Genomic DNA, 24,039 nt, shown 5'->3' with positions numbered 1-24,039 from the left:
ACCAAAGGCGACGTGCGATCAAGCTCGCCGTGCGGCGACCGATCAGTACGCTTCTCGCTGATGACAACTCCTATTGAACATAGACCGACATTTCATATTATCCCGAGAAGGGCCAACTTCCCAAAACTTACCCTGTGAGCTCGGTCCCGTTGCGGTTATTGTCGCTTCTCGGTCGCACGGCCTGAGTGCGACTCACGCCTCGACAAAATGAACCATAGGTGAACTTCGGCGGCCGGTAAACTTGAGGGGCAAGGCCCACCGCGGAAAGGATATCTGTTGAACTTGGTTACTGCCTCCCAGACTCTCTGGGGGTTCGTCCGCAAGCGCCTGCAGAGCCGGAGTGCTCATCAATACATTCAGGCACGCCCCTCAATCTTTGCTAAAGCTCCCGAGGGTGACGGACGCTACCAGGTGGCCCTGTACTTTGCCGACGGAATGATCAACGCCTACCAGTTGCGCCAGTGGTATGAACCAATGCGCAAACTCGCCGAGCAGGTGCCGGTAGTAGTCATCGTGCGCAATGCCAAAACCGCGGTACAACTTCATCAGGAGTGCCCACTACCGCTGTATTTCGCCAAAACCATTGGTGACATTGAAACGATGATCGCCGGACAGTCCATCGGCGCGGTCTACTACGTCAACCAGAACATCCGTAATTTCCAGATGATCCGGTTCAACGATCCGACCCACGTCTTTATCAGCCATGGCGAGAGCGAAAAGGCCTATATGTGGTCGAACCAGCTGAAGGCCTATGACTATGTGTTTAGCGCCGGCCAAGCCGCCCGTGATCGACTCGCGAAGAATCTGAGCCGATTTGATGCTGCTACACGCACCAAACTCATCGGTCGCCCGCAAATCGATGTGCACTACCCGAGCCAAACCCCGTTGAACCCGGACTTGCCCACGGTGCTCTACGCCCCGACGTGGGAGGGCGACCGCCCGTCGATGACCTATGGCTCGGTGGCCAGCCACGGTGTGGCGCTGGTCGAGTCGATCATTGCCAGCGGTCAGTACAACTTGATCGTCCGCCCGCATCCGCGCAGTGGAATCAACAGCGAGAGCTACCGCACGGCGCTGGGCCATATCCGTCAGGCCATGGCGGTCGCGGGAACCGATTCGGCGGCCACCTACTTCTACGATGAGACCGCAGACTGGGGCTGGCAGTGGGCCGTGTCGGATATCTGCATCACCGATATCTCGGCGGCGGCCTACGACTTCATGGCCACCGGCAAGCCGTTGATGATCGCCACGCCCAGCGACCCCTCCGCCACGGTCGATGACTCCCCCGCCTTGATCTCGGTTCCAGGTCTTGCCGCCAGCGAGGCGCACCGGACGGCAGAGATTGTTGCCGAACAGCTGGCTGGCCCCAATGGGCACTACGAAAAGATCGTCGAGCACTATTTTGGGGACACCACCCCAGGTGCCAGTATGGACCGCTTCCTGGCCGCGTCGCTTGCGGTATTGGAAGAGAACAAGACCGAGCGCGAGAACCGGGCCGCAAGCTCGAACTAGCCGACTCGACCATCGACCGACGATCCACAGAATCCCGGCAGTCGCCACAACCTAAACTAATGGCCTTGCGAACGTTCGTTCGCAAGGCCATTAGTCATTTACCGATCGATTTCGATCCCGTGTTCCTTCAGCACCGGCAGGAACAATTCATCAACCACCCGACGGGCCGCGTACCCATCATCGTGTGGGGCGAAGCGTTGCCGGAACGCCTCATAGGCTTCCCCGTACTTTTGCGGGTAGCGCTCGACATCCAGCAGTTCCGCGGCCAGTTCGTCCAGCTCCCGGCATAGCGGACTTGGGGCGATCTCTTCCAGGTCCATATACATGGGTCGAGTCGAAAGGTAGTCCTCGAGGTCCGGCACGAAGAAGTACAGCGGTTTGCGGGACACCGCGTAGTCAAACATCACCGACGAATAGTCGGTAATGCAGACATCCGAGGCGATATAGAGCTCGGCAATATCTGGGTGGAAGGTTGCGTCAACCACCCGCTCGTTGCCCTGCATCACCGCACCTGCACGCTTATTGAAGCTGTGGCCGCGGGTGATCACCGTCCACTCTGGCCCAAGCTTTTCGGTCAGCTCATCGAGGTCCAACCCGTCATAGGCCGCCGCACGCCAGTTGTTGCGCAGGTAGTCCCGGTAGGTGGGAGCATACAACGCCACCTTTTGCGAGGGATCGATGCCCAACTTCTGGAGAATCTCGGCGCGATCCTGCGGCCCAGCCAGGGCCACCCGGTCGTTGCGCGGCATGCCAAGTTCGCGTACCGGGCCGTCATAGAGGAACTCGGTGGGGAAGAGTTCGGTGGTGAAGGGGCTGGCAGTCACCAGATAATCCCAGTAGCCCGCGGCCTCGCGCTTCTCATCGAGCCACTCCGGGGAACCATTGAGGAACTTCCACTCGGAGAGCCCGATGATCTTCAGCGGGGTGCCATGCCAGGTCTGAATATAGGTCTGGTGATCGTGGTCCAGGTACCCCATGATGGCACCGTAGTTATTGATCACGAAGCGCGACCGGGCAATCTTCTCGGTCCACTTCTCCGAACCATCGATGACGGCCTCTCCCCCGGGAGGAATTGGGATCGAGTGATCCTTCACGGCCCAGTAGTACTTGAGCTTCGCACCCCGGCGCTGCAACTCTTGCTGAATGGCCAGCGCGGAGTCGCCAGCGGAACCGCCCATGTCGGTACGGAAGAATACGGCGTCCTCGGGTTCGACCTGAGCTGGCTTAGCCCAGCGCAACTCGCGCTGCGCCTTCTCGTACGCTCCGGATTCACTATCGGGCACCGGCGGGCGCAGGCGCACGGTGACGCGGGCCCATTTGGCGCGGTCCAGCTGTACTCGTGCTTGCTCGAAGCTGTAACGCAGCGGCAACTCGAGGGACTTCTGATCGGTAATGACCAGCTGGCCGACGGCCTCCGGGTCTTCCGGGTCGGTGCACACCAACAATTCGTACTGAGCGCTTGGGTAGGGGCGAAGATCCCCGTACCAGTTCTCTTGACGTAACGGCACGGTGACTTCGAAGGCCCCCTGTGCATCGGGCTCGAAACGCACCCACTGCTTAGCTTCGTTGCCCGGCAGGGCGATGGACACGTAGCCGACCGGGCTAGGACCGGACCAGGTCCCGCGCAGCAAGAGATTGAGGTCCTCGTCCACGGTGGCGTCTTCGACAATCGCGTTGTCGTAGCGCTCGTGCAGCACGGTCCATCCGCGCGGCGTTGCATCCACGGTCAGGCCGCGGCCCTGCACGCGTTCCACCGTGGTGTTCTCTGACCACGCCACCTCGCTGCTCTTTGTCCCGGTGGTGACTCGGAAACGCCACGTTGAATGTAGCCGCTCGCTGATCTGCGGAAGCTGTGCGGTGAAATCGATGGCCTTTGTGCCGTTGGCGTCAAAGGACACCGGTACGCTCTCGGTACCGGCCGGGCCGAGTAGCTCGACGGCGCTGATCTTCGCCGAGTCGGGAACGGTGATACGGCCGGACACCGCAAACCCATCGATGGCGATGGACTGCATGATGGTCTTGGGCCGGCGCACGTCAAGGCGCAGGGGAACCCCGGGGCCGCTGACCGGCACGACCCGCGTGTCCTTGGAAACTTCGCGGAATCCGATGACCGCGGCGCTACCGCCACGCCAAACCCGGTTCATCGTGGTTTCGCGTTTGATCTTGCCGCTGCGTACGCGCACGACGAACTGCCAGCGACGTGAGCGGCGGTGCTGACGGACAAGGCTGGTGACATCGACGCTGGCGGTGAAGCCAACGTTGGCGTAGGACCGGAAAGGATCCTTGCCTCGACTGTAGGCCATGGGCGACGCGGTACGCTCAACCTGGCAGGCCACCTCACGCTCACCATCGGTGACAACGACCTCGATTTGCTGCGGCTCAACATCCAGCAGTGGGATGTAGGCCCAGCCGAAGACCTTGAAATGGGACTCATCGCTCCAGGCCACGTCGCTGATGACGCAGACCACGGAGGTCTCTTTGGTGAGGTCGCGGTCGGCGGCGCGCATGGAGCGGGCGAAGGCTGGGCCGCGCCAACGATCCAGCAGAACCCGTGACCCGCGCTTGGTGATCGGCAGGGAGTACTTGTTGTCTTTGTACCATTCACGAATCGCCAGCACCTCGAGGGCCTTGCCGCGCGCCAGGGCGTTGTAAATAGAGCGGCGCTCTTGACTGATCAGACCGCGGAGCGAGGTGGGCACCTTGCGCCAATAGGTTTTCACCAGTCGGCATAGCGCCTCGTTGAATTCCTGGCTGTCCTCGGAGATGCCAGAGACGTTGAACCATAGGTCGCCCTCGATGAGTTTGGTCAAGAACGTTTGGTTCAGTGTCCGGTTGCCTTTGGCGCGGAGATCTTTCCACAACAGTCCCAGGGCAAGCTCGCGGTCGACCACGTTCTTGACATTGCCCTTTTGCTGGGTGGCCGAGCTTTCCTCCTCGCGTACCCGCCATTGGTAGATGGGGGTGGAGAGGATATCGACGTGATTTGCTTCGTTGTAGGCCCGGAACGCCAGGTGAATATCCTCGAAGATCACTCCGACCGGGAAGCTGTAGCCCTGTTTCTTCCAGAAATCCATCCGGTAGAGCTTGTTCCACACGACCGTGTCGTAGAGAAGCTCCGGGACATCATCGAGAGAAGCATCAAGTCGGTCGGTGGCGTGCGAGCTGCGGTGGTGCCACGATTGCCAAGACTTCGGCCCCTTGAAACGGTGCACGTTGCCACTGACTACATCGGCACCCGAGGCCAGGGCTTGTTCGATCATGAGCTGCAACGAATAGGGGTAGAGCAAGTCGTCCCCATCGATGAAGGCGAGGTATTCACCCTTGGCCAAGGCAATGCCGGTATTGCGCGCGGCAGACACCCCGGCATTGGGCACATGGCTGACGCGTAGGCGTTCGTCGCGCGCAGCATATTCGTCGCAGATCGCACCGCTCTCATCGGTGGAGCCGTCATCAATCAAGATGAGTTCGAAGTTCTCGTATTCCTGTTCGAGCACGGATTCGATGGTCATGCCAATGTAGCGCTGCACGTTGTAAACGGGCACAACGATCGAGATGAGAGGCGTTCGGGACAGCATTTGTATTTCGGTCACACTCTTCTAGATAGACATTGTCTTGACCACTCGGTGCGGGAGCTAATGCTTCTCACGGGCCAACACAAACTTATTGCCGATTCAGCTTGGCTGATTGTCGATGCGGGTACATCGGCTGCGCCACGGATCGGCACCGCCGGCAGACTGATCACGGATGCTCGAATCGGTAGATCTGAACGTTCCTGCAGGGATCAACCACCGTTGATACTTTATCAACACCCGTTGGCTGACACGACGAACCGGCAAGGGGTGTGGGCCCGAGCCGGACCCACACCCCTACCGTTGCTAGGCGTTATCGCCGAAGAATCGGTCAACGACGCGCCGGGACGCGTGCCCATCGTCATAGGGGGCAAACCGTGCCACGAATTCTTCCCGGTCGACACCTTCTAGTGGTTCCCCAGCGAGCGCCTTGCCCACGCACTGCCACAGCTCGGTTTCGCTCTGCACGACCGGTCCGGGTAGGTCCTTGTCGTAGTCGAGGTAGAAACCGCGCAGGTTATCGCGGTAGTTGACGAGGTCGTACGCGTAGAAAATGATCGGTCGGTTCAGGATGGAATAGTCGAAGAACACCGAGGAATAGTCGGTCACCAGGACGTCCGAAGCTAAGTACAGCTCTTGGATGTCCGGGTAGGCCGAAACATCGATGACCCGTTCGGCTAGTTCCTCGGGGATGCTGATGGCGTTGGCCACCAGCACGTGCATGCGTAGCAGCAGCACGGTGTCGTGACCGAAGCGTTCATTGAATTGAGCTAGATCGAAGGGAAGCTCAAAACAGAAACGCCCCTTGCCGTTACCGGCGTCGTCACGGAAAGTTGGCGCATAGAGCACAGTACGCACTTCAGGTGCCAGTCCCAGCGATTCCCGTACGCGCCGTTCATGTTCTTCGGACTGCTCGGACATGAGGATGTCGTTACGCGGGTAGCCAAGCTCGACCGCTTCGCCGGTATACGCGTAGGAAGAACGCATGGCGTCGGTGGCGTAGGGACTAGGCGAAATCAGGTGGCTCCACTGGGAAGTTGCCTGTAGGACGCGTTGCACATACCCCTCGTCCCGGCCATGAATCTCCTCAATGTCCAGCAACATGTGCTTCAGCGGGGTTCCATGCCAAGTCTGCAGGAAGATCCCGTTCTTCCGTCGACGCAGATAGTAGGGCATGCTCTGGTTGGACACCCAGTACTTGGCCTTGGCCAGGTACCAGTAGTACTCCGGGGAGAGCCGTTTCACCACGCGCGTATGCGGGTCGGTGAAGCGGTGGCTTCCCGAATAGATCCATACCTTGGTACGGGTGTCCCCGCGACGGACCAGTTCCTCATAGATATACCGTGGCGAGTCACCGTATTGCTTACCGAGGCCGGATTCGAAAACGATAATATTTTCGTCCGCCTTGGTTGCTTGCACCGCACGGAACATCGCTCGCATGGCCGTGTAATAGTACTTGTGCTTCCGGAAGCGGCGCATCAGCTTCTCGGGAAGTTCGGCTCGCCAAGTATCGTCACCGGAGGTTCGCAGTGGGGCAGCCTCGATCTCCGCGACCACGCGTTCGGCATTGTGACGATCCCGGTGCGTCATGAAAACATCGGCTCGACGCACGTACTCCTCTTCCATGCTCCGACCACGCTCGAGGGTGTCTTGCAGATCTCCCAGGAGGTGCTCGGCATCAAAGGCGATGCGGCCGGGTAGTTCGGCGTCGAGGTCAAGGTGCGATCCGTTACGGCCGAGGAAACGGGCACGGTCGAATTGGTAGTAGTGCACGGGTTTGTGCAGGAAGCTAAAGTCGAAAGCCACCGAGGAGTAGTCGGTGATCATGATGCCTGCTTGCTTGATCAGCTGCTGAACATCGACCTCGCCCTGAACGATCAGGCGTGCCGGCGCATCGGCGAAGTGGTCACGGAAATGCTGCATGTTCGGATGCAGGCTAAACACGATTTCAAGGTCGTGTTCCCGGGCCAATTCGGCCAACTGCGGTGAGGCTAGGAGCTCGCGCCAGCGTTGCAAGTAATCGGATTCGAGGAAGGCTTCCTCCGTTTGCAACCAGTCTCGCCAGGTCGGAATGATCAGCAGCATCTTGGAGTGCAACGGGGTCTGACCGTCCAATAGCGCATCGAACCGCGGCAATCCGGTTACCTTAACGTCCGACTCAGGGTATTGGAAGTCGTTGACAATGTACTGCTTTTCGCGATCCGAAGACACGCAGAACAAGTCGGTCGCGAACCCTGGGGAATTCTTCCCGTAGTTCGGCACCATCCATTTGGTGCCCATCACTCCATGCTGCAGAAACACGCGGGTGGCGCGGCTACGGGCGGAGAAGGCGGAGTACCGGGTTGGGTAGAGGAAGTCGGCGTGGTGGGTGCCAATGATACGCGTGGCACGCAACGCCAGTTCGAAGTGTTCCTTAGATCCATGGAAGACCACGTGATCTAGGTTCTCGAAGTTACGCAGGTCTGGCGACTGCCGATCGATAACGTAATAAGCCTCGATATCTGGTCGGTGGCTGCGCAGGTAGCGGAACAGATGCAGCCCGTTGTCCTGGGCCTTGTACGGCAGTTCGCCCACGAGCCACACCGGCTCTTCGCCGGGACGAAGCACCGGGAAGGTACGCGCCGTGGATTCTTCGAGGACCGCGTAAGCGTCGGCGTCAAAGACTTCGAGCAACAGCGACGTCGCCTTGGCTTTGAACGTATAGTACGGCGAAATGACCAGTGTCCGGTCCCCCACCGTCACCGAGCCACCAGCCGTCGTTGAGCGCACCAGATAGGGAGTGCGCGAGATGCGCCACCGTAGCGGTTCGTCCAGGGTCGCCCCTTCGACTTCCAGATACAGATCGAAGTTGTCGCCCGAATCGATGGCCGACCAGTCCACCGCTCTAAAGTCGAAGTCAATCGACCACTTATAGAGGTTCAATCCAAAGCGTCGGGCCGAGAGTTCTGGGCTGTAGTGCAACTCGGTCGCGGCCACGAATTCTTCGACGGATTTGCGTCCGCGAATGATCAACCGTGCGCCACTGAGCACATCGCTCTTGGCATCCAACTCGCCAGATAAGTGCAGTACGCCGTTGGTGACGGAGATGGCATCGGTACGAATGCGGTGCTTGTGCCCCAGCGGACGGTTCACTGCGATAGCAATTTCAAATTGCTTGTTCACATACATGGCCACCGCACCGGAGTCGCTGACTAGTTCGCTTAGTTCTCCGATGTGGGTGGACTCGAAACGGCCCAGAATGCGGTGCACGATGACCTGCTCCGGAACTTCGGCATCGGCCGATTCCAGTAGCTCGGTAAGTTCGCTTCGTCGCAGTAGCGGCCCGTCGGCTTCCAGTTGCACCCACGCAATACCACGCGGTAGCGACCGGGCAGGAGCCGTGAATCGCAGCGCAAGGCGCACTGTACCGGAGGCAGAGCGGGGATCTGTCTCATCGTGCGAAGGCTGGTCTGTCGCCCCGTCTTCCTCGGATTCCTCCGCGCCATCCAGCTCATCGGACACCTGCTCACGGTAATCCACCCAAGCGACTAGCAAAGAATCAGCGGACAACTGCGCCGTGACTTGATGTTGCTCGCCAATCTCGGTGCTTAAGGCGGGTATCTCGGTAACTATATGGCGTCCGTGGAGCACGCTGACGGCACTTACGGGGTGACCCACTGTAGCCCGCAGGTCGTACCCCATCTCGTGCTGAGAAATGCTTAGCGTGTAGTAGCCCCGGTAGTACCGGTAGTTCCGCTTCTCCAGCCGGTTGTTGTTGCGCCGTTCAACGAGCTTCTGCACGCCGGCGCGCACACTGTGCTTGAGGTTTTCCACGTGACGGATCCTGTTCAACTGCTTGTTACTGGTCTCTTGCATCTTCGGCCGAAACTTATCGTTCAAACGATGAGGGTACGGGATACATCCCGTGCAATACCTGCTGTAGAACTTTGCGCAGCAGTTCACCCTCGCGAGGTTGTCGCACTTCGTTAATGCAGAACATGTCCGGGGCCGATGTGCGCCAAAGCCTCAGACATTGCAAGAGAAAATCATCGGCACCGATATCCAGATAGGAGTATTCCACGTCGGTAGGGAACCCCAAGCCCATTCGCGCCGCGACCTGGTGGGCGAGGGACGAGGGAATCGAAATATCCTCGGGGTGTCGGAAACGATGTGCGGCAGTAGCCGCAATGTCATCGGCAAATTCTTCGGAGATTTTCTGCAGCACGCTACGCCGTTGCGGATGGGCCACGTGCTTAAACTTGCGCGATGTGGTTCGCTCGTATCTGGTAGCCACCAGTTCCCGATTGTTCGCCGCGGCGGCATTGACCGGTAAGTCACGTTCTTCGGCCTGGGCGAAGTGGGTGCTGGTCAATGCGTACTTCGTTTGCCCCGCCGGCCCAAAAAAGAGATTTGGGTGTAAGGGTCGTCCGAAGAACACATCATCATTGACGTATAGGAAATGTTCACTCAGGCCGTCGATCCTCGAGAGTTGCGACTCGATGGCATGTGAATTGAAGGTCGGCAAACACTGTTCCGGCGAGGCGAAAATATCCCTGTGATCAACCACTTCCAGGCGCGGGTGGGCGTCAACCAACCACTCTGGACGCTGCCCCGCGGTGACGAGATAAACCTTGTTCACCCATGGCAGATGTGATTCTAGCGAGCGCAGGGAATAACGCAGTTCGTCCCGCGATTCGAAGCGCCCGGGATCGACCGAGCTGTCGTTGACGACTCCTCTGGCCCCGGCGACGGCCCGATGATAGTTGGCCTGCCATTGAGGGTCGGAAGAGTCCACCCAGGTGTAGACCGCATCAATCGTGCCGACGAAGTCTTGCGCATCGGCGCTAGGTCGCAATTGACCGGGACGAACCTGCCAGATGGCGCCGAGTCCTGCCCGTTGCGCGTGACGGGTTCCGTTCTTGGCGCTGTCCCCCACCGAATACACGGACTCGGCCGCATAGGAATCCACCCCGGAGAGTCGGTGAAGCTCGTAACCATTGGCACGAAAGCTGTCGGCTAGTGCCGGCCAATCCGCCGCACCGACGAGCGAACGGGCACTATTGGGATCATCGACCCAATCTATCGACAGCTCATCGGCGAGACGTCGAGTCTTTCGACGGTTCTGCTCCTGGAGCGCGCAGATCGTCGTATCGCCCTCGGCAATGATTCGGTCCGTATACCGCTGCAGTGCGTGAAGCAATGCGCCTTGTGGGATGCTGCGTCCCACTGCACCTCTCCAGCCTGCAAACATGGGACACGGCTCCTCTCCATTGGGGTGTATCTGTTAGCTAAGTTCCTTGACGATCTGACTCAGGGTATCCAACGTGCTCTTGAGCGATTCGACATGGCGTTCATCGAATTCACTGAGCACCCGCTTCATCTCGGTCGTCGAGATGCCTGCGGTGCGTTCCAGGTAGACGACCTCGACCTCATCGCTCAGATCGTCGAACTTGCCACGCCAGTCCTCGCCGATCCCGAAGACTTTGGCATCATACTTTTTGATGTCCAGACGCTTCTGTTCCCAGTTCTCTTCCGGGATGACCTCGTCCACATAGCGGATAGCCCGCACGATCTCGGCTCGTTGTTCGAACGGAACAACCGGCTTCTTGCCCTTGATGGCGTTGAACTCATCGGTGGAGACGCCAACGATCAACCGGTCACCCTTTTCGCTCAATCTCTTGAGGATGTTCAGGTGCCCGATGTGAAAAAGATCGAAGGTACCGTAGGTGAGAACTGTTTTCGTCATGTTTACCTCTATGCCATCTCGGATCGGAAAGATAGGAAACTGGGGATCGCTAACCTTAGTTTCGCAGATTAAAGAATGGGTGGGCGACCGGCCACGGTCATTCGAAGAATTGTTGACCATTTAATTTTCTGGCGCGGCTCGCGATACCACGGGCTCCCACTCCAGCCCGCCTTCCACCCGGCGAGGTATTGTGCGACCGCGGAGCGATTGGCCCGTAGACGCAGACACTCGATGAGCAACCAACTCGTCGGATAGATCCAGCGAAAGGGTGCCGGTAGGTTTCGGCGGGCTAACCACACACGGTTTCTGGCGTTAAGGCGGTAAAACTCATCGTGGCGTCGCGGATCGACCACGGGGTGACCGATGCGCATATCTCCGGCATACCAAACATAGTGCCCGGTGTCCCAGATTCTCCAAGCCAGTTCGATACCTTCATGGGCGTACCAAAAGCCTCCGGCCCAGCCGCCTGTCTGTTGGAAGAGATCCATCGTGGTAACCAAGCAGGTCTCCCCCACATGGAAAACCTTGCTGGGTTCCTCGGCGGTGCGCTTATTCAGACGTGGAATCCAGCGTGTAGGGTCATCATCGCGTTGCGGATCGGTGATGCGTGGTTGAAGGAGCCCCAACCCTGAATGATCCTTGAACCGTTGAATGGCTTCGGCCAAAAAGTCTTGGTCTAGGAACCACGAATCGTCATCGAGGAAGCACAGGTATTCTCCGCGCACCAACGCAGCACCAGCATTACGTCCGGCAGGGATACCCAAGTTCTCCGGCAGGTGATGAGTGCGTACACCGGCAGGTACCCCCGTAGGGTTCCACCCGTTCCCGACCACGACGGCATCGATGCTGACGCCCTGCTGGTCGAGAAGTGACTCGAGGGCTCGGTTCAACTCCTCGGGCCGCGTCCCCATGGTCAGCACCACGACACCAATGGTCGGTAAGCCGCTGCGATTACTTGATGACGTATTCGAGTTCATGAACGACACCTACTTCAACCGGGACGAGGCCATCGAGGACAAGAAGTGCCCAAGGTTTACAAGCACGGTGGCCGGTAGCAGGATCCAGATCATCCATTTTTCACCGAGCCCTGGCTCACCCAGAATGGCGGAAATGATGGAGCAGGCCAGAATCAGCAGGCTCAGCTCGACGGCATGTAACAGTCGGTGGAACGGCAAGAATCGGGCAAGGCGTCGCGCCTTGCCGACTAATGACGTGTTCGATACTGCCCTGGCTTCGGCCGTATCGGGCAGCTTGCCAAGGCCTGCCATCCCACGGGCCGCATGCACCATCAGTGACTGTGAACGATTCAGAACCAACAGCACGGCGAGGCACGCCGACATGAATAGTGTGGGCCAGGCTTGCTCAAGGGTGCTCGGATTTGCCGAGAGTTCCCGGAAAACGCGATAGCCCAGAGCGATGGGGATCAGCGCCTCGGTGGTGTGGTGTCCCACCATGTCTATGAAAATACCCTTGGGCGACTGGGTGCCGCGCCAACGGGCCACCTCACCATCCGAGCAATCAAAGTACAGTTGCAGCTGCGAAAGCACCACCGCGAGTAGCGGACCCCAAATCCCCGGGATCAACAACGCGAACGACATGCACCAGCCGGACAAAATCATTAGCCCCGTGACTCCGTTGGCGGAGATGCGGGTACGCACCAGTATGGCGGTGAGGTAAATGGAGATGTGGCGTAGGTAGAGTTCGGCCGTCCAGTGTTCGGCGTTCCGTCGGCTACGGACCTCCGGTGGTTGGCAGATAGCACGCAGTTGTTCAAGCGTGGGTTTAGCCGGACGTGCCTCGGTCATTTCACCCGTCCCTTATCTAGGGTTCCTGCGGCGCCACGGACACGCCCCTTCACGTAACCCATCGCCCAAGGCAAGTGGATGGCCGGGAACACTGCTCCGGTCAACAGCTTTTCCTTGAAGCTCGGAGCGTTCGACCGGACTCCCGCCACCAGACATGCTGCGGCGTAGCTAACCGGCACGGCCATGGCCAGCCCGAGGGCACCACGCACTACGGCCGGCGCTTGGTCGAGGAATGGGTAAGCCACGGCTGAAACGACGCCAGCACCTAAACCGAGCACGAGTAACGGCGGTAGGTCGTGACGCAAAGATTTGCCCTCCGGGAATCGGCGGGCGATCTCGCCACGCCACGTCCCCGAAGCGTAGGACTGTGCAATCAGCGCCTTGAAATTGCTTCGCGGGTAGTACCCAACCTTGAGCTCCGGATCAAACCACACCTTGAAACCTGCACTGCGGATCCGCAGGCACAGCTCCCAGTCTTGGGCACGCCACAACGACTCGTCATAGTAACCGACGAGATCAAAGATTTCCCGGCGGAAGATCCCCAGGTAGGCAGACTCGGCTTCTCCTTCCGGGGCGCCTGAATGATAGGCCGGACCGCCGAAACCAAACTTCGAATGGTAGGCAGCCGCGATGGCACGTTGCACCGGTGTTCTACCGCGGGCGTCCATCAGCCCGCCCACATCATGGGCGCCGACGCGCTCAAGAGTTTCGACCCCACGCTGGGTGTAGTCGGTGGGCAGTTCACTGTGTGCATCCACTCGGATAATCACCGGGTGACGAGAAGCCTTGATCGCTAGGTTCAAAGCGCTCGGGGTGCGTCCTGCCGGATTGTCCACGAGCGTGATGCGCTCATCCGAGAAGGCGAGCTGCTCAGCAACGTCATTCGTCTCATCGGTACTGGGGCCAAGTGCGAGAACCAGTTCTTTGTCCCCGGCGTAGTCCTGGGCAAGAATCGAACGAACCGCTTCGGCGAGGTAGTCGGCCTCGTTCAGTACTGGCATCACGTAGGAAACGCCGGGTGTTTGCTGCATTCTCTATTTCTTAAATTTCTCGTAGGCCTTGATCACGGTGTCGGGGTCGCCATCCATCTTCTGGACGCCCTTCTCGATCCAGATCACTCGATTGCAAGTCTGTCGAATCGAATTCATCGAGTGGGACACCAAGAAAACGGTACCTGCGTTTTCTCTGATTTCCCTGATTTTTGCCTCACTGCGCTTTCTGAATTTCGCGTCACCCACGGCCAGCGCTTCATCGACGATCAGAATGTCGTGCTGCTTCGAAGCCGCAATAGCAAACTTCAGGCGAGCACCCATACCCGAGGAATAGGTGCGCATGGGCAGGTCAATAAAGTCCTGAAGTTCGGCGAACTTCGTGATCTCTTCGCGCATATTTTCGACCTGTTGCCGGTTGTAGCCGAGCGCCAATCCACCGAGGGTGATGTTCTTGTCACCCGAGAGATCCGGGATCAGCGCGGCACCGACACCCAACAGGCTTGGTCGCGAGGTAGCGTAGACAGCACCGTCAGCTGGCGGCGTTAGTCCGGTAATTGCCTTTAGCAGCGTGGATTTGCCCGAGCCGTTCGAGCCAATGATGCCGATCGATTCGTTCTCGTAGGCAACGAACGAAATACCCTTCAAGGCGTGCACGGTTCGTAAGCCACGCACCTTGGACTGGAGCAGCCGCCGTGCTCCGGCGTTTCCGACGGCTTTACCGCTCGAATAGACCTGATATTTCACATGCAGGTCGTCAACGATCACAACCGGCTGCCGGTTGGGATCAATCTCGAGAGTTGACTCTTTCTTTTCCGCAGGCGGCACAACATCGATAAACGAGGTGTCGTCCGAGAACACCGGTTCCGGTTCGTACTCCGGATGCAGGTCCGGATTGATCAGATCATCAAAATTAATTGGCACGGCCGTAACGCTCCTCTGCCTTCCAGAAGTACAGGAGACCAACTACGAGAGTGCAAACCGCCCAGACAGCCACGACCCACCAAGCCGAAGGGTCGTACGGTGAGTTATTCATGATCACTCCACGCGCGATCGATAGGGTCTGATACAACGGGTGGTACTCGAAGACGGTAACCATCCATGGCCAGTGGCTCAACAGGCGTTCGGCGCTAAAAAGCACACCCGAGGTATAGAACAAGACTCGGCCAACGAGCGGCAGAATGTTAGTGAAGTCTCGAACGTGCACCGTGATGCGGGCACATATTAAGGCGACGCCCATGTTGAAGACCGTAAACAAAGCAATCAACGGAATGATTATGAACCAGGACCACTTGGGTGTGGTCCCGAGAATCATCGCATAGATGAACATGACCGCAACCATAGGCATCAAAGTCAGAAAATTCTGCGTCACCTGAGCCACGGGCAGAGTCAGGCGCGGGAATGAGAGCGACTGTACCAGGGCCGTATTACCCGTAATGGACTTTGCCCCACCATTCATAGATGAGGTGAAAAACTCGAAGAGGAAGACGCCGATGACCACGAATACCGGAAAGTCATGTGGCTTATTAGCCCCCTGTAAGACACCAAAGATGAATCCATACATCAGCGCATTCAGGGTAGGCTTCAGTACAACCCAAACCATGCCCAGACGGTTGCGCTGGTTCTGCGACTGTACGCGAGCCTTGGCAAGTTCATAGATAAACTCGCGACGCTCCCACGTCTGCTTCAGATAATTACCGAGTGTGGGTCGTGCACCGACGCGGTGCAGGCCTCTACTCTCGGCCTCCTCTGCAATTGTCATACGTGAATTTGTCCTCTTATCGACTGCTCGCTACTGCGGGTATTCGCAAGCACAGATGTTCAAAGTCTAATAGATCGAGGTGGCACGACTGCTTATGCACGCCGCAAACACTTCGATTCGGCACCCAGTACGCGACGAACGTCACTCGGCTGGTGGGTGTGCCTTCAAATATTCGCCCATAGTGTCGGTCTGCAACGCTTCGGAAATCTGCGCGACCGCTAGTTCGCTGGCTAGTTCAATGGACTGCCCGTCTGGCGAGGTTGAACTACCGGCGGTTGGAATCGTGAACATGGCCATATGCTCTGGATCGACCGCTGAGAGTTGCTGTCCCAACCCGACCAAAGTGGCGGCATCGAAATCCTCGTCAAGTGTCAGATATGGCGCCACCTTATCGACAATTTCATAGAGCTTGACCGGATTCGTCAACGTCTCGCGGGATAGCAACTGGCTCGCTGCGCTTGCTATGAACTTTCTCTGGTTCTTCACACGTTGATAGTCACCGTCAATGAATGACTTGCGCTCACGCACGAAGCGTAGCGCACGGTCGCCTTCGAGCGTGATCTCACCTTCAGGGTAGAAATAGTCCGTGTCATTGGCCGTGAAGGCAATCTCATTATCGACTTTAATTCCACCGAGGGCCGTCGAAAGTTCGCGGAAGCCTTCGAAGTCAATCATCGCGACGTGATCGATTTTGGTATCGAACATTCCCTCTAGCGTCTGCATCAGAAGCGGGACACCGCCGAAGGAAATCGCGGAGTTCAACTTGTTCATCCCGTGCCCGGGAATCTCAACCCAAAGATCTCGAACCACTGACATGACGTAAACCTGGCTACGATCTTCGGGAATATGCACCAGCATCATCGAGTCGCTTCGTTGACCAGCAGGACCCTTGAGAGAGTCCGCGCCGTTGTCGGCCTCGTCGCTATGATCGACGCCGAGCATGAGGATGTTCATAGACCCATCGTCCGGATCCTTCACGGGGCGATTCTCTTGTTGTTCCTTGGAGAAATCCAAGGCTACGGTGTTCGACTTGCGACTGAAATTGCTACTTAGAGACCAGACGTAAGCCCCAGCCGCCACACCTGCGATCAGTACGACCGCGACAATCGACAGAATGATGGACCGAACACGACGTTTACGTTTGCGTTCGGCCCCAAACTGTGCGCTACGCGAGGTGAAGACCTCGGTATTCTGATTATTCAAGTTGTTCCCCAATACCTTACGCACGCACACGTGCGCCGCCGGCCAACCTACGTGAGCTTGGCTGGTGATTACTACCCGGGTGGGGTCCGCTCACCCGGAGCTCCAGGTGAGCGGACCTGACACTGACCTAGTCGAGAGTCTTAGCGTACTCCTTGACCCAGGTTTTGAAGTCTTCCCCAAGATCTTCATGTTCCGCGGCTAGCACCACGTTAGCCTGCAGGTAGCTGAGCTTGTCACCGGTATCGTATCGGCGCCCACGGAAAACCACGGCGTGCACTCCAGCGCCCTCGCCTTCGGCGGAGGCTAGCTCTTCAAGTGCATCGGTAAGCTGGATTTCGTTACCGCGCCCCGGCTTAGTTTGCTCGAGTACGTCAAAGACGCGCGGATGCAGTAGGTAGCGTCCAATAATCGCGAGGTTACTCGGTGCTTCCTCAATGCTGGGCTTCTCGACTAGGTGATTGATTTTGACAAAGTCCTCACCCTCAACAGTCGAAACATCTGCGCAGCCGTAAGCACTAATCTGTTGCGGGTCAACTTCCATCAGTGCGATCACCGAACCGCCGGTTTTCTCCTGAACATCAATCATGATGGTGAGTAGCTCATCGCGAGCATCGATGAGGTCATCGCCGAGCAGAACGGCGAAAGGTTCGTTACCTACATGCTGTTTGGCACACAATACTGCGTGGCCAAGGCCCTTAGGGTCCCCCTGACGCACATAGTGAATATCCCCCAGGCCGGTAGCTTCGCGCACCAACGAAAGCTTCTTCTGGTCTCCCTTAGCTTCGAGAGCCATCTCGAGACCGGGCACGCGATCGAAGTGATCCTCTAGTGCGCGCTTGCTCCGGCCGGTGATCATCAGAACGTCATTCAGGCCAGCGTTTACCGCTTCGGATACCACGTACTGAATCGCGGGCCTATCCACCACAGGCAACATCTCTTTGGGCATTGCCTTGGTCGCAGGGAGGAAGCGCGTACCCAGACCCGCCGCCGGGATTACCGCTTTGGTCATGCGCTTTGCAGATGCCATAGGTGTAAAACCAACCGTTCAAATGTAGGGGACAATTAATATGATTTTAGGTCATTGACGTTCCATGCCAGCGCCTAATGAGCTTTCGATTGCCTTACTTCAACAATCGGCGCAGGACCGCCCTCGGGAAATATTCATCGACATCGCCACCCAAGGACTGGACCTCCTTCAATAGTGAAGACGATAAATGAGTAAACCGAGTGTCAGCTTGGAGGAACACCGTTTCGACTCCAGTTAGATGGCGATTCATCGTGGCCATTGGGATCTCGTAGGCGTAGTCGACGGTGCTACGTAGCCCCTTCACAATGGCCTCAGCGCCCTGATCCTTGCAGAAATCGGCCAGCAAGCCTTGGCCCATGGGCATGGCAACGACTCCTCGCAACCCACCTACCGTTTCTGTGACCATGGCCACACGTTCGTCTTCGCTGAAGCGGTACTTTTTGGAATGATTCGTCGAAACGGCCACAATCACCTCATCAAAGAGGCTCGCCGCTCGAGCAATAATCTCAAGATGGCCATTGTGGATAGGGTCAAAAGATCCTGGGCATACAGCTCTACGCATATGGCGAATCTACCAAGAAGTGAGCGTCAATCCCGGTTTACGACGTCGATCGTTTCGGCTGTGCCCAACTGGCCATATTCGCCCCGCCTTCGTTTTCGCACCCATAATGGATACATGACGCATAGCCCTGCTCCCTGGTATCGCGCCGCAACTGGTGCCAATCTGCTCAATGCTGCGGGTCAGCTCGGCGGAACGATCTTCGAAGAAATCACCACCCTGGCCACGGCACATCAGGCGGTGAACCTCGGCCAAGGATTCCCCGATACCGAAGGACCGGCAGAGATCCGCAGAATTGCGGTACAAGCTATCGAGCAGGGCGCTAATCAGTACGCGCCAGGTTCTGGGATCGCCCCGTTACGTGAAGCAATCGCGGCCCACCAACACCGTTTTTACGGCTATGTGCTCGACCCTGCCACTGAAGTGGTGGTCACCACCGGTGCAACCGAAGCTATTGCTGCGTCAATCCTCGCCTTCGTCGAACCAGGCGATGAGGTTGTCACCTTCGAACCGTATTATGACTCCTACGGGGCCATGATTTCCCTAGCAGGAGGCATTCACCGGACGGTTTCGTTACGCTATCCCAGCTTCACACCCGACCTCGACGAGCTTCGTGCCGCAGTCTCGGACCGCACGCGGCTGATCGTGCTGAACAATCCACATAATCCGACCGGTGCCGTCTTTGACCGTGAAGTTCTTGAAGTACTAGTTGAACTGGCGCATCGCCACGACTGCGTCATCGTGTCCGATGAGGTTTATGAGCATCTCACCTACGGCGTCGGCCATATTCCAATCGCCACGCTTCCAGGCGGTTTCGAACGCACCGTAACTATTTCCTCGGCAGGCAAATCCTTTTCATTCACCGGCTGGAAGGTCGGTTGGGCCACCGGCCCGGCGAACCTCATCGAGGCGGTACGCACGGTCAAGCAATTCCTGAGCTATTCCTCGGGCCCCGCGTTTCAGCCGGCGGTTGCGCAGGCTCTGGCCCTGCCAGACACTTTCTATACTCAGTTTGCCAACCAGTTGGGGCAACGCTGTGAAGAGTTAGCTGCCGGCCTTCAAGCCGCCGGCTTGCATGTCCTTCGGCCTCGCGGCACGTATTTCCTTGTCGCCGACGTCGCCGAGCTAGGATTTAGCGATGCCCAAGATTTGGCGCGGCGTCTGCCTCAAGAGGTCGGTGTCGCGGCGATTCCACTCTCCGTGTTCGTCCATGAAGAGAACCGTGGCCCCTACCGGTCGCTGTTGCGATTTGCTTTCTGCAAGCGCGAGGACGTTATCGCGGAAGCGGTGCACCGGTTACAGCGTTTGCCACAGCTGGTGACGCACTCATGAGCGTTTCACCGCCAAAACGATGGCTTTCCTTTGTACAGCAGCATGCCACCATCGAAGAAGACACCTATGTGGAGGGCGCTAAGATCCTATCCATCGGGGGCGCGGAGCAATCCCATGTGAATCTGCGCCATCCAGAGGAAGTTTTCTACGAATACCTGGCGCGTATTGCGAATCAAATATGTGTTTTGCGCGGACAACGCAGTGGCCTGAGGTTCTTACATCTGGGAGCTGGCGCGCTGACGTTAGCGCGGTGGGCCAGTGTGAGTTTGAGCGATTCAACGCATGTGGTGGTCGATATTGAACGCGAACTGGTTGATTTCGTCATGCGTTACATGCCCCTGCCTGCCGGGGCTGCAGTGCACAGCATTACCGCCGACGCCCGCGAAGTACTCCACGAACAGTTGGCCTCGGAGAAATTCGACGTCATTATCGTGGATATCTTCAGTGGGCCCGAGGCGCCCGAGCACCTTACGGTTCCGGAATATTACCGCGAGTTGGCGCAGAGCCTGACCCCGGATGGGTTGCTCTTTGTGAATATTGGGGATGACCCACCACTACGTTTCACCGATCGGCAGGTCGCCGCTGGGCGGTGCACCTTTGATTTCGTGATGCTGTCCTCTACCCCTGACATGTTTACCCGCCGCTACCCGGGCAACCTTGTCTTGATGGCCACGAACACGAGACCCGCGCCCGAGCTCATCGAGCTCTGCGAACAGTCCGGGCCTTTCCCGTCCGAGATCAGGCACTCAGTTGGTTTGGACCGGTTCGGCAAACCATAGTTGGGTTTCCCCATATTTCTTACTGGTGATCAGCTCCAGTCCCGCTGGCCAGTTAGGTTCGGGCGATCGGCTCGAGCGTTCCACCACGATTGTTGCCTCATGCTCCGCGATGCGGAGCACCCGTTCGAGCGTCGCATTCAGCTCGGCTTCGCCCATGGGGTAAGGCGGGTCGAGGAAGAACACGTCAAAGGTGCGCTTCGGGGTGTCGGCATGCTCGTCAAAATAGGAATCAAGGACGCTGTCCACCGATCCGCGCTGCACGCTGACCGTGGATGCACGTAGTGCGGAATTCACGAGCCCAGCATTCTGTTGGCACACGGCGATCGCCTTCGGTGCCTTCTCAACGAGCACCACACTGCGCGCACCCCGGCTAGCCGCTTCCAGGCCGAGAGCGCCCGATCCCGCATAGAGGTCGAGCACCCGCGCTTGGGCCAGCACATCCCAGCTTTCCAGCTTGGAAAATAGCGCTTCCTTGACCCGATCCGTGGTGGGTCGGGTTGCATCTCCGGGGACGGACTTGAGTACCGTTCCCCCAGCGACGCCGGCGACAATTCGACTCACTACGTAACTCCTCGTATGTATTGGTGCGGTTCTGCCTTCAGGGTCCGCTTAATTCTTGTCTAGGTAGGCTCTGGTGGCCTCGTCCAACCACGTGTCTGCGGCAACGCGCAGCAACGGGTACCGTTGCGGCCAACGACGATCACCGGCCAGTATCCCCACGTCGGCGCGGGCGCGCTCGATCAATTCACGGTCCTTGAGCACACTGAGTTCACGCAGTGCTGACTGCGAGCCCGACTGTTGGACACCGAGAATATTGCCCTCTCGGCGCTCGGCGAGGTCCGCCTCGGCCAGTTCGAATCCGTCCACGGTGGACTCGATGGCACGCAGCCGGGTCACCGAGGGGTGGTCGGCGTCCAGCCAGGTAGTCAGCAGGCAGGTACCCGGCAGTCCGCCACGACCCACACGACCGCGTAACTGATGCAACTGAGAGATACCGAAGCGTTCCGCGTCCATGATCACCATCAAGGTGGCGTTATGAACGTCGACGCCGACCTCAATCACGGTGGTAGAGATCAAGACATCGATATCTCCGGCGGCAAACTCGTCCATGACTTCCTGCTTGTCGGTACCGCCAAGTTGCGAATGCAGTACTTCGATCGTTACCCCGGTGAACTGTTCCATCGAGGTCATCAGCCCGTACATGGACTCAACACTCATTGGTTCGCCTGCCGAGGTTTCCGGCAACTCCACGAGAGCGGCCTGTTCCGTATTGGTTTCCGAAATGCGAGGACAGACGACATAGACCTGATGGCCCTTCGTCGCTTCCTCACGAACCAGTGAAAACAGGCGGTCGCGATAGGCCGGTAATTGCATGGGCACGATGTGCGTACGAATCGGGGCACGACCACCAGGCAATTGCCGAATGGTGGAGACTTCGAGGTCGCCGAACACCGTCATGGCCACGGTACGTGGAATGGGCGTAGCGGTCATGACGAGCGTGTGCGGAGTAGCCTGGCCGTTCTTTGCACGAAGAGCATCTCGTTGTTCAACGCCGAATCTATGCTGTTCGTCAATGACGACCAAGCCAAGATCGGCGAAATTCACGTGTTCGCTGAGCAGGGCGTGAGTCCCAATAATTAGCCCGGTTTGACCGCTGGCAATGCCCAGCAGGGCCTCGCGTCGCTGCGCCGTCTTGGCTGAACCCGTCAAGAGGGCCACACCGGTGCCTTCCCCTTCCCCGAACAGCCCCGGGTCGGCCAACGGGCCGAGCATGCGGCGGATGGTTTCGAAGTGCTGGGCGGCAAGGACCTCAGTCGGTGCCAGTAGGGCAGCCTGTCCCCCGGCATCAATCACCTGAAGGATGGCCCGCAAGGCCACCAAAGTTTTGCCGGAACCGACTTCACCCTGCAATAGCCGGTGCATGGGGCGATTCGAACTGAGATCGGCGGAGATTTCTTCGCCAACACGCCGCTGGTCGTCGGTGAGCGTAAAGGGCAGGCGTTGGTCAAACTTGCTGGCAAGCTCCCCCGTCACGGGTCGGCGCGCGCTGGCCGGCTGGGTACTCAGTAAGCGGCTTCGCTCGGCCAACGACAGTTGAAGGAGAAATGCCTCCTCGAAGGCAAACCGCTGCCGGGCTCGGTAAGCCTGCGGCAATTCTCGCGGCATGTGACGATCCCGGAACGCTGCAAAGCGTCTGGGGTATCCGTGAGAACTTAACAGTTCCGCGGGTAGAGGTTCAGGAACATCGGACTCGTCCAAGCGCTCAAAGAGTAATTGCACGAAGTCGCGAATCTTCTTGCTGGGCATCTTCGCTGTGGCCGGGTAGATCGGGATGGGACGCGGTTCAGCGTCCTCGGGATCCTCAAGAATCGCATAGTCGGGCTGGCTTAACTGAAGATGATCCTGATACCAGCCAACCTTGCCCGAGAACATCGCCACAGTTTCCGGCCGCAAATCATTGCGCGCCTGATAGCCGTTGAAGAAAGTCATCCGCAGTTCGTCACCGGCGTAGGAGAGTTCATCGCTGACGCTGACCTCCACAATGAAGCCGCGTCGCGAATGCATTTGGCGCTGAGACACGTTCACCACACGAGCCACGATGGTGACATGTTCACCCAGCGGAAGGTCGGAGATCTTGGTCAATTCACCAACATCGACGTAGCGCCGCGGAAAATGACCCAGTAGATCGGCAACCGTCTGGTAACCAAAAGCTTTTTCTAGTTCACGGGCGTTCCGAGTACCGAGTACGGCGTCCAGATCTTGCCCGAGCGCTGAGAGCTGCTCAGCTGGCATCGTGGTGGCACAGGTCGGTTACGGAAACATTCACCGGATCCCCCTGAGCACGAATGAGCTCGAGAGCCTGCTCCGAATCGGGCACATGTACGTGAATGCGCCACCGATAGACTTCTTCGGATACTTCATTGACCGGTGAGAGGATCACCGAGTCACCCACACTGTCGAGCTGTCCTCGCAGTGTGGCCGCTTTAAGAGCATCCAGGGTGATTGTGCACATCACCTCGACACCTTCATCGCCTTCGGCGTTCAAGTGCACACGGGCTGCCTGCACCCCATAGCCATGAAAAGCATCGTAGCCATGCAGATCGGCCTCGGTGCCACGGACCGCCGCACGCAATTCGTCAATCATGAGCAGCATGCCCACGGCCCCGGCGTCCACGACCCCAGCCTCACTCAAGCTCGGCAGTTCATTTTGTGTACCGTGTACAGCAATTTTGCCGGCCTGTGAGATTTGAGTGAGCAGCGTATCGACGGCTGCTTTGCTATCTGGGTCCTGTTTCAGGTGAGTGAGGTTCGTAGTCGCAGCTAAGGCGGCGGCATTGATCACCGAAAGCATGGTGCCCTCAACCGGCTCGCTCAGCGCCGACCAAGAGCGAACCTTGGCACGCTCAAGGCCCAACGCCAGCAACGGTGCGGTCAATCGTTCTTGCCCACGCAACGGCTCGGACAAGCCGCTGAGGAAAACCGCCAGCAATGTGCCCGAGTTTCCCCGAGCGGATTCCATGGCGGCACGTGCCGCGACTTCAAGGAATCCGCCCAGATCTTCGGTCTGTAATTCGCTGACCGCATCGTGACCGGCACGCACGGTGAGATACAGGTTACTTCCGGTGTCTCCATCAGCGACGGGAAAGACATTGATCGCGTTTAGCCGGTCGGAATGATTCGCCAAGCTCTCAACGCTGCGTGTCAACCACGTATGGAGGGCACGCACAGATGTATCGAGTTTGAGAGTCATTGGCGAAACAGTCCTTTGGTCAGTGC

18 protein-coding genes are annotated in these 24,039 nt (G+C 58.1%); 3 read left to right on the top strand and 15 right to left on the bottom strand.

What is annotated here, in order from left to right; translation table 11 throughout:
• Nucleotides 1–276 precede the first annotated feature (276 nt).
• Entirely contained in the window at nt 277–1,512 is a 1,236-nt protein-coding gene (locus tag ACYU0X_RS07850; protein ID WP_461902671.1) for a CDP-glycerol glycerophosphotransferase family protein, read from the top strand.
• Nucleotides 1,513–1,610: 98 nt separating this feature from the next.
• Here the strand turns inward: ACYU0X_RS07850 and ACYU0X_RS07845 are convergent, their stop codons facing one another.
• From ACYU0X_RS07845 to coaD, 12 genes are all read right to left on the bottom strand, one after another.
• Nucleotides 1,611–5,087 (bottom strand): bifunctional glycosyltransferase/CDP-glycerol:glycerophosphate glycerophosphotransferase, encoded by a 3,477-nt coding sequence (locus tag ACYU0X_RS07845; protein WP_461902789.1) that lies wholly within the window; start codon nt 5,085–5,087, stop codon nt 1,611–1,613.
• 300 nt (nt 5,088–5,387) lie between these two features.
• Nucleotides 5,388–8,960: a CDP-glycerol glycerophosphotransferase family protein gene (locus ACYU0X_RS07840; RefSeq protein WP_461902670.1), complete on the bottom strand. Its 3,573-nt coding sequence runs from the start codon at nt 8,958–8,960 to the stop codon at nt 5,388–5,390.
• Nucleotides 8,950–10,287, bottom strand: coding sequence for a stealth family protein (locus ACYU0X_RS07835; RefSeq protein WP_461902669.1), 1,338 nt, complete (start codon nt 10,285–10,287; stop codon nt 8,950–8,952). Before ACYU0X_RS07835 ends, ACYU0X_RS07840 begins: the two co-directional genes overlap by 11 nt.
• 57 nt (nt 10,288–10,344) lie before the next feature.
• A complete protein-coding gene (locus tag ACYU0X_RS07830; RefSeq protein ID WP_309407443.1) occupies nt 10,345–10,806 on the bottom strand; it encodes an adenylyltransferase/cytidyltransferase family protein in 462 nt (153 codons plus the stop codon).
• A 68-nt stretch (nt 10,807–10,874) separates the two neighbouring features.
• Nucleotides 10,875–11,783 (bottom strand): glycosyltransferase family 2 protein, encoded by a 909-nt coding sequence (locus ACYU0X_RS07825; RefSeq protein WP_461902668.1) that lies wholly within the window; start codon nt 11,781–11,783, stop codon nt 10,875–10,877.
• 9 nt (nt 11,784–11,792) lie between these two features.
• Complete coding sequence (locus tag ACYU0X_RS07820; protein ID WP_461902667.1) at nt 11,793–12,611, bottom strand: CDP-alcohol phosphatidyltransferase family protein; 819 nt, start codon at nt 12,609–12,611, stop codon at nt 11,793–11,795.
• Complete coding sequence (locus tag ACYU0X_RS07815) at nt 12,608–13,642, bottom strand: glycosyltransferase family 2 protein (protein ID WP_461902666.1); 1,035 nt, start codon at nt 13,640–13,642, stop codon at nt 12,608–12,610. The genes ACYU0X_RS07820 and ACYU0X_RS07815 overlap by 4 nt, the downstream gene beginning before the upstream one ends.
• A 3-nt stretch (nt 13,643–13,645) precedes the next feature.
• The gene (locus ACYU0X_RS07810) at nt 13,646–14,524 is read right to left on the bottom strand and encodes an ABC transporter ATP-binding protein (RefSeq protein ID WP_461902665.1); all 879 of its coding nucleotides are present in this window, start codon (nt 14,522–14,524) and stop codon (nt 13,646–13,648) included.
• A complete protein-coding gene (locus tag ACYU0X_RS07805) occupies nt 14,514–15,362 on the bottom strand; it encodes an ABC transporter permease (RefSeq protein ID WP_461902664.1) in 849 nt (282 codons plus the stop codon). Before ACYU0X_RS07805 ends, ACYU0X_RS07810 begins: the two co-directional genes overlap by 11 nt.
• A 141-nt stretch (nt 15,363–15,503) precedes the next feature.
• Nucleotides 15,504–16,565: an LCP family protein gene (locus ACYU0X_RS07800; protein WP_461902663.1), complete on the bottom strand. Its 1,062-nt coding sequence runs from the start codon at nt 16,563–16,565 to the stop codon at nt 15,504–15,506.
• Between the two features lie 127 nt (nt 16,566–16,692).
• A complete protein-coding gene (gene galU, locus ACYU0X_RS07795) occupies nt 16,693–17,574 on the bottom strand; it encodes a UTP--glucose-1-phosphate uridylyltransferase GalU (protein ID WP_461902662.1) in 882 nt (293 codons plus the stop codon).
• A gap of 112 nt (nt 17,575–17,686) precedes the next feature.
• On the bottom strand, nt 17,687–18,154 hold the full coding sequence (gene coaD / locus ACYU0X_RS07790; protein ID WP_309407458.1) for a pantetheine-phosphate adenylyltransferase: 468 nt from the start codon (nt 18,152–18,154) through the stop codon (nt 17,687–17,689).
• A gap of 114 nt (nt 18,155–18,268) precedes the next feature.
• On the opposite strand from coaD, the gene ACYU0X_RS07785 reads away from it, so the two are divergent.
• A complete protein-coding gene (locus ACYU0X_RS07785; protein ID WP_461902661.1) occupies nt 18,269–19,483 on the top strand; it encodes an aminotransferase class I/II-fold pyridoxal phosphate-dependent enzyme in 1,215 nt (404 codons plus the stop codon).
• Nucleotides 19,480–20,262: a spermidine synthase gene (locus tag ACYU0X_RS07780; RefSeq protein WP_461902660.1), complete on the top strand. Its 783-nt coding sequence runs from the start codon at nt 19,480–19,482 to the stop codon at nt 20,260–20,262. The genes ACYU0X_RS07785 and ACYU0X_RS07780 overlap by 4 nt, the downstream gene beginning before the upstream one ends.
• On the opposite strand, the gene rsmD is transcribed toward ACYU0X_RS07780, so the two are convergent.
• The 3 genes from rsmD to ACYU0X_RS07765 are packed head-to-tail and all read right to left on the bottom strand — an operon-like array spanning nt 20,230 to nt 23,947.
• Entirely contained in the window at nt 20,230–20,823 is a 594-nt protein-coding gene (gene rsmD, locus ACYU0X_RS07775; RefSeq protein ID WP_461902659.1) for a 16S rRNA (guanine(966)-N(2))-methyltransferase RsmD, read from the bottom strand. The genes ACYU0X_RS07780 and rsmD overlap by 33 nt on opposite strands.
• Nucleotides 20,824–20,871: 48 nt before the next feature.
• On the bottom strand, nt 20,872–23,055 hold the full coding sequence (recG, locus tag ACYU0X_RS07770; RefSeq protein WP_461902658.1) for an ATP-dependent DNA helicase RecG: 2,184 nt from the start codon (nt 23,053–23,055) through the stop codon (nt 20,872–20,874).
• A complete protein-coding gene (locus ACYU0X_RS07765; protein WP_461902657.1) occupies nt 23,045–23,947 on the bottom strand; it encodes a DAK2 domain-containing protein in 903 nt (300 codons plus the stop codon). Before ACYU0X_RS07765 ends, recG begins: the two co-directional genes overlap by 11 nt.
• Between the last annotated feature and the right edge of the window lie 92 nt (nt 23,948–24,039).

It is taken from the genome of Glutamicibacter sp. X7 (genome assembly GCF_054889245.1).
This window is presented reverse-complemented; position numbering and strand designations above follow the sequence as displayed.

Excerpts from the sequence above, each read along its gene's own strand:
- galU (WP_461902662.1), bottom strand. The coding sequence starts at position 17,574 with ATGACCAAAGCGGTAATCCCGGCGGCGGGTCTGGGTACGCGCTTCCTC.
- ACYU0X_RS07845 (WP_461902789.1), bottom strand. The coding sequence starts at position 5,087 with ATGCTGTCCCGAACGCCTCTCATCTCGATCGTTGTGCCCGTTTACAAC.
- recG (WP_461902658.1), bottom strand. The coding sequence starts at position 23,055 with ATGCCAGCTGAGCAGCTCTCAGCGCTCGGGCAAGATCTGGACGCCGTA.
- ACYU0X_RS07780 (WP_461902660.1), top strand. The coding sequence starts at position 19,480 with ATGAGCGTTTCACCGCCAAAACGATGGCTTTCCTTTGTACAGCAGCAT.
- ACYU0X_RS07785 (WP_461902661.1), top strand. The coding sequence starts at position 18,269 with ATGACGCATAGCCCTGCTCCCTGGTATCGCGCCGCAACTGGTGCCAAT.
- ACYU0X_RS07815 (WP_461902666.1), bottom strand. The coding sequence starts at position 13,642 with ATGCAGCAAACACCCGGCGTTTCCTACGTGATGCCAGTACTGAACGAG.
- ACYU0X_RS07825 (WP_461902668.1), bottom strand. The coding sequence starts at position 11,783 with ATGAACTCGAATACGTCATCAAGTAATCGCAGCGGCTTACCGACCATT.
- coaD (WP_309407458.1), bottom strand. The coding sequence starts at position 18,154 with ATGCGTAGAGCTGTATGCCCAGGATCTTTTGACCCTATCCACAATGGC.
- ACYU0X_RS07820 (WP_461902667.1), bottom strand. The coding sequence starts at position 12,611 with ATGACCGAGGCACGTCCGGCTAAACCCACGCTTGAACAACTGCGTGCT.
- ACYU0X_RS07830 (WP_309407443.1), bottom strand. The coding sequence starts at position 10,806 with ATGACGAAAACAGTTCTCACCTACGGTACCTTCGATCTTTTTCACATC.
- ACYU0X_RS07805 (WP_461902664.1), bottom strand. The coding sequence starts at position 15,362 with ATGACAATTGCAGAGGAGGCCGAGAGTAGAGGCCTGCACCGCGTCGGT.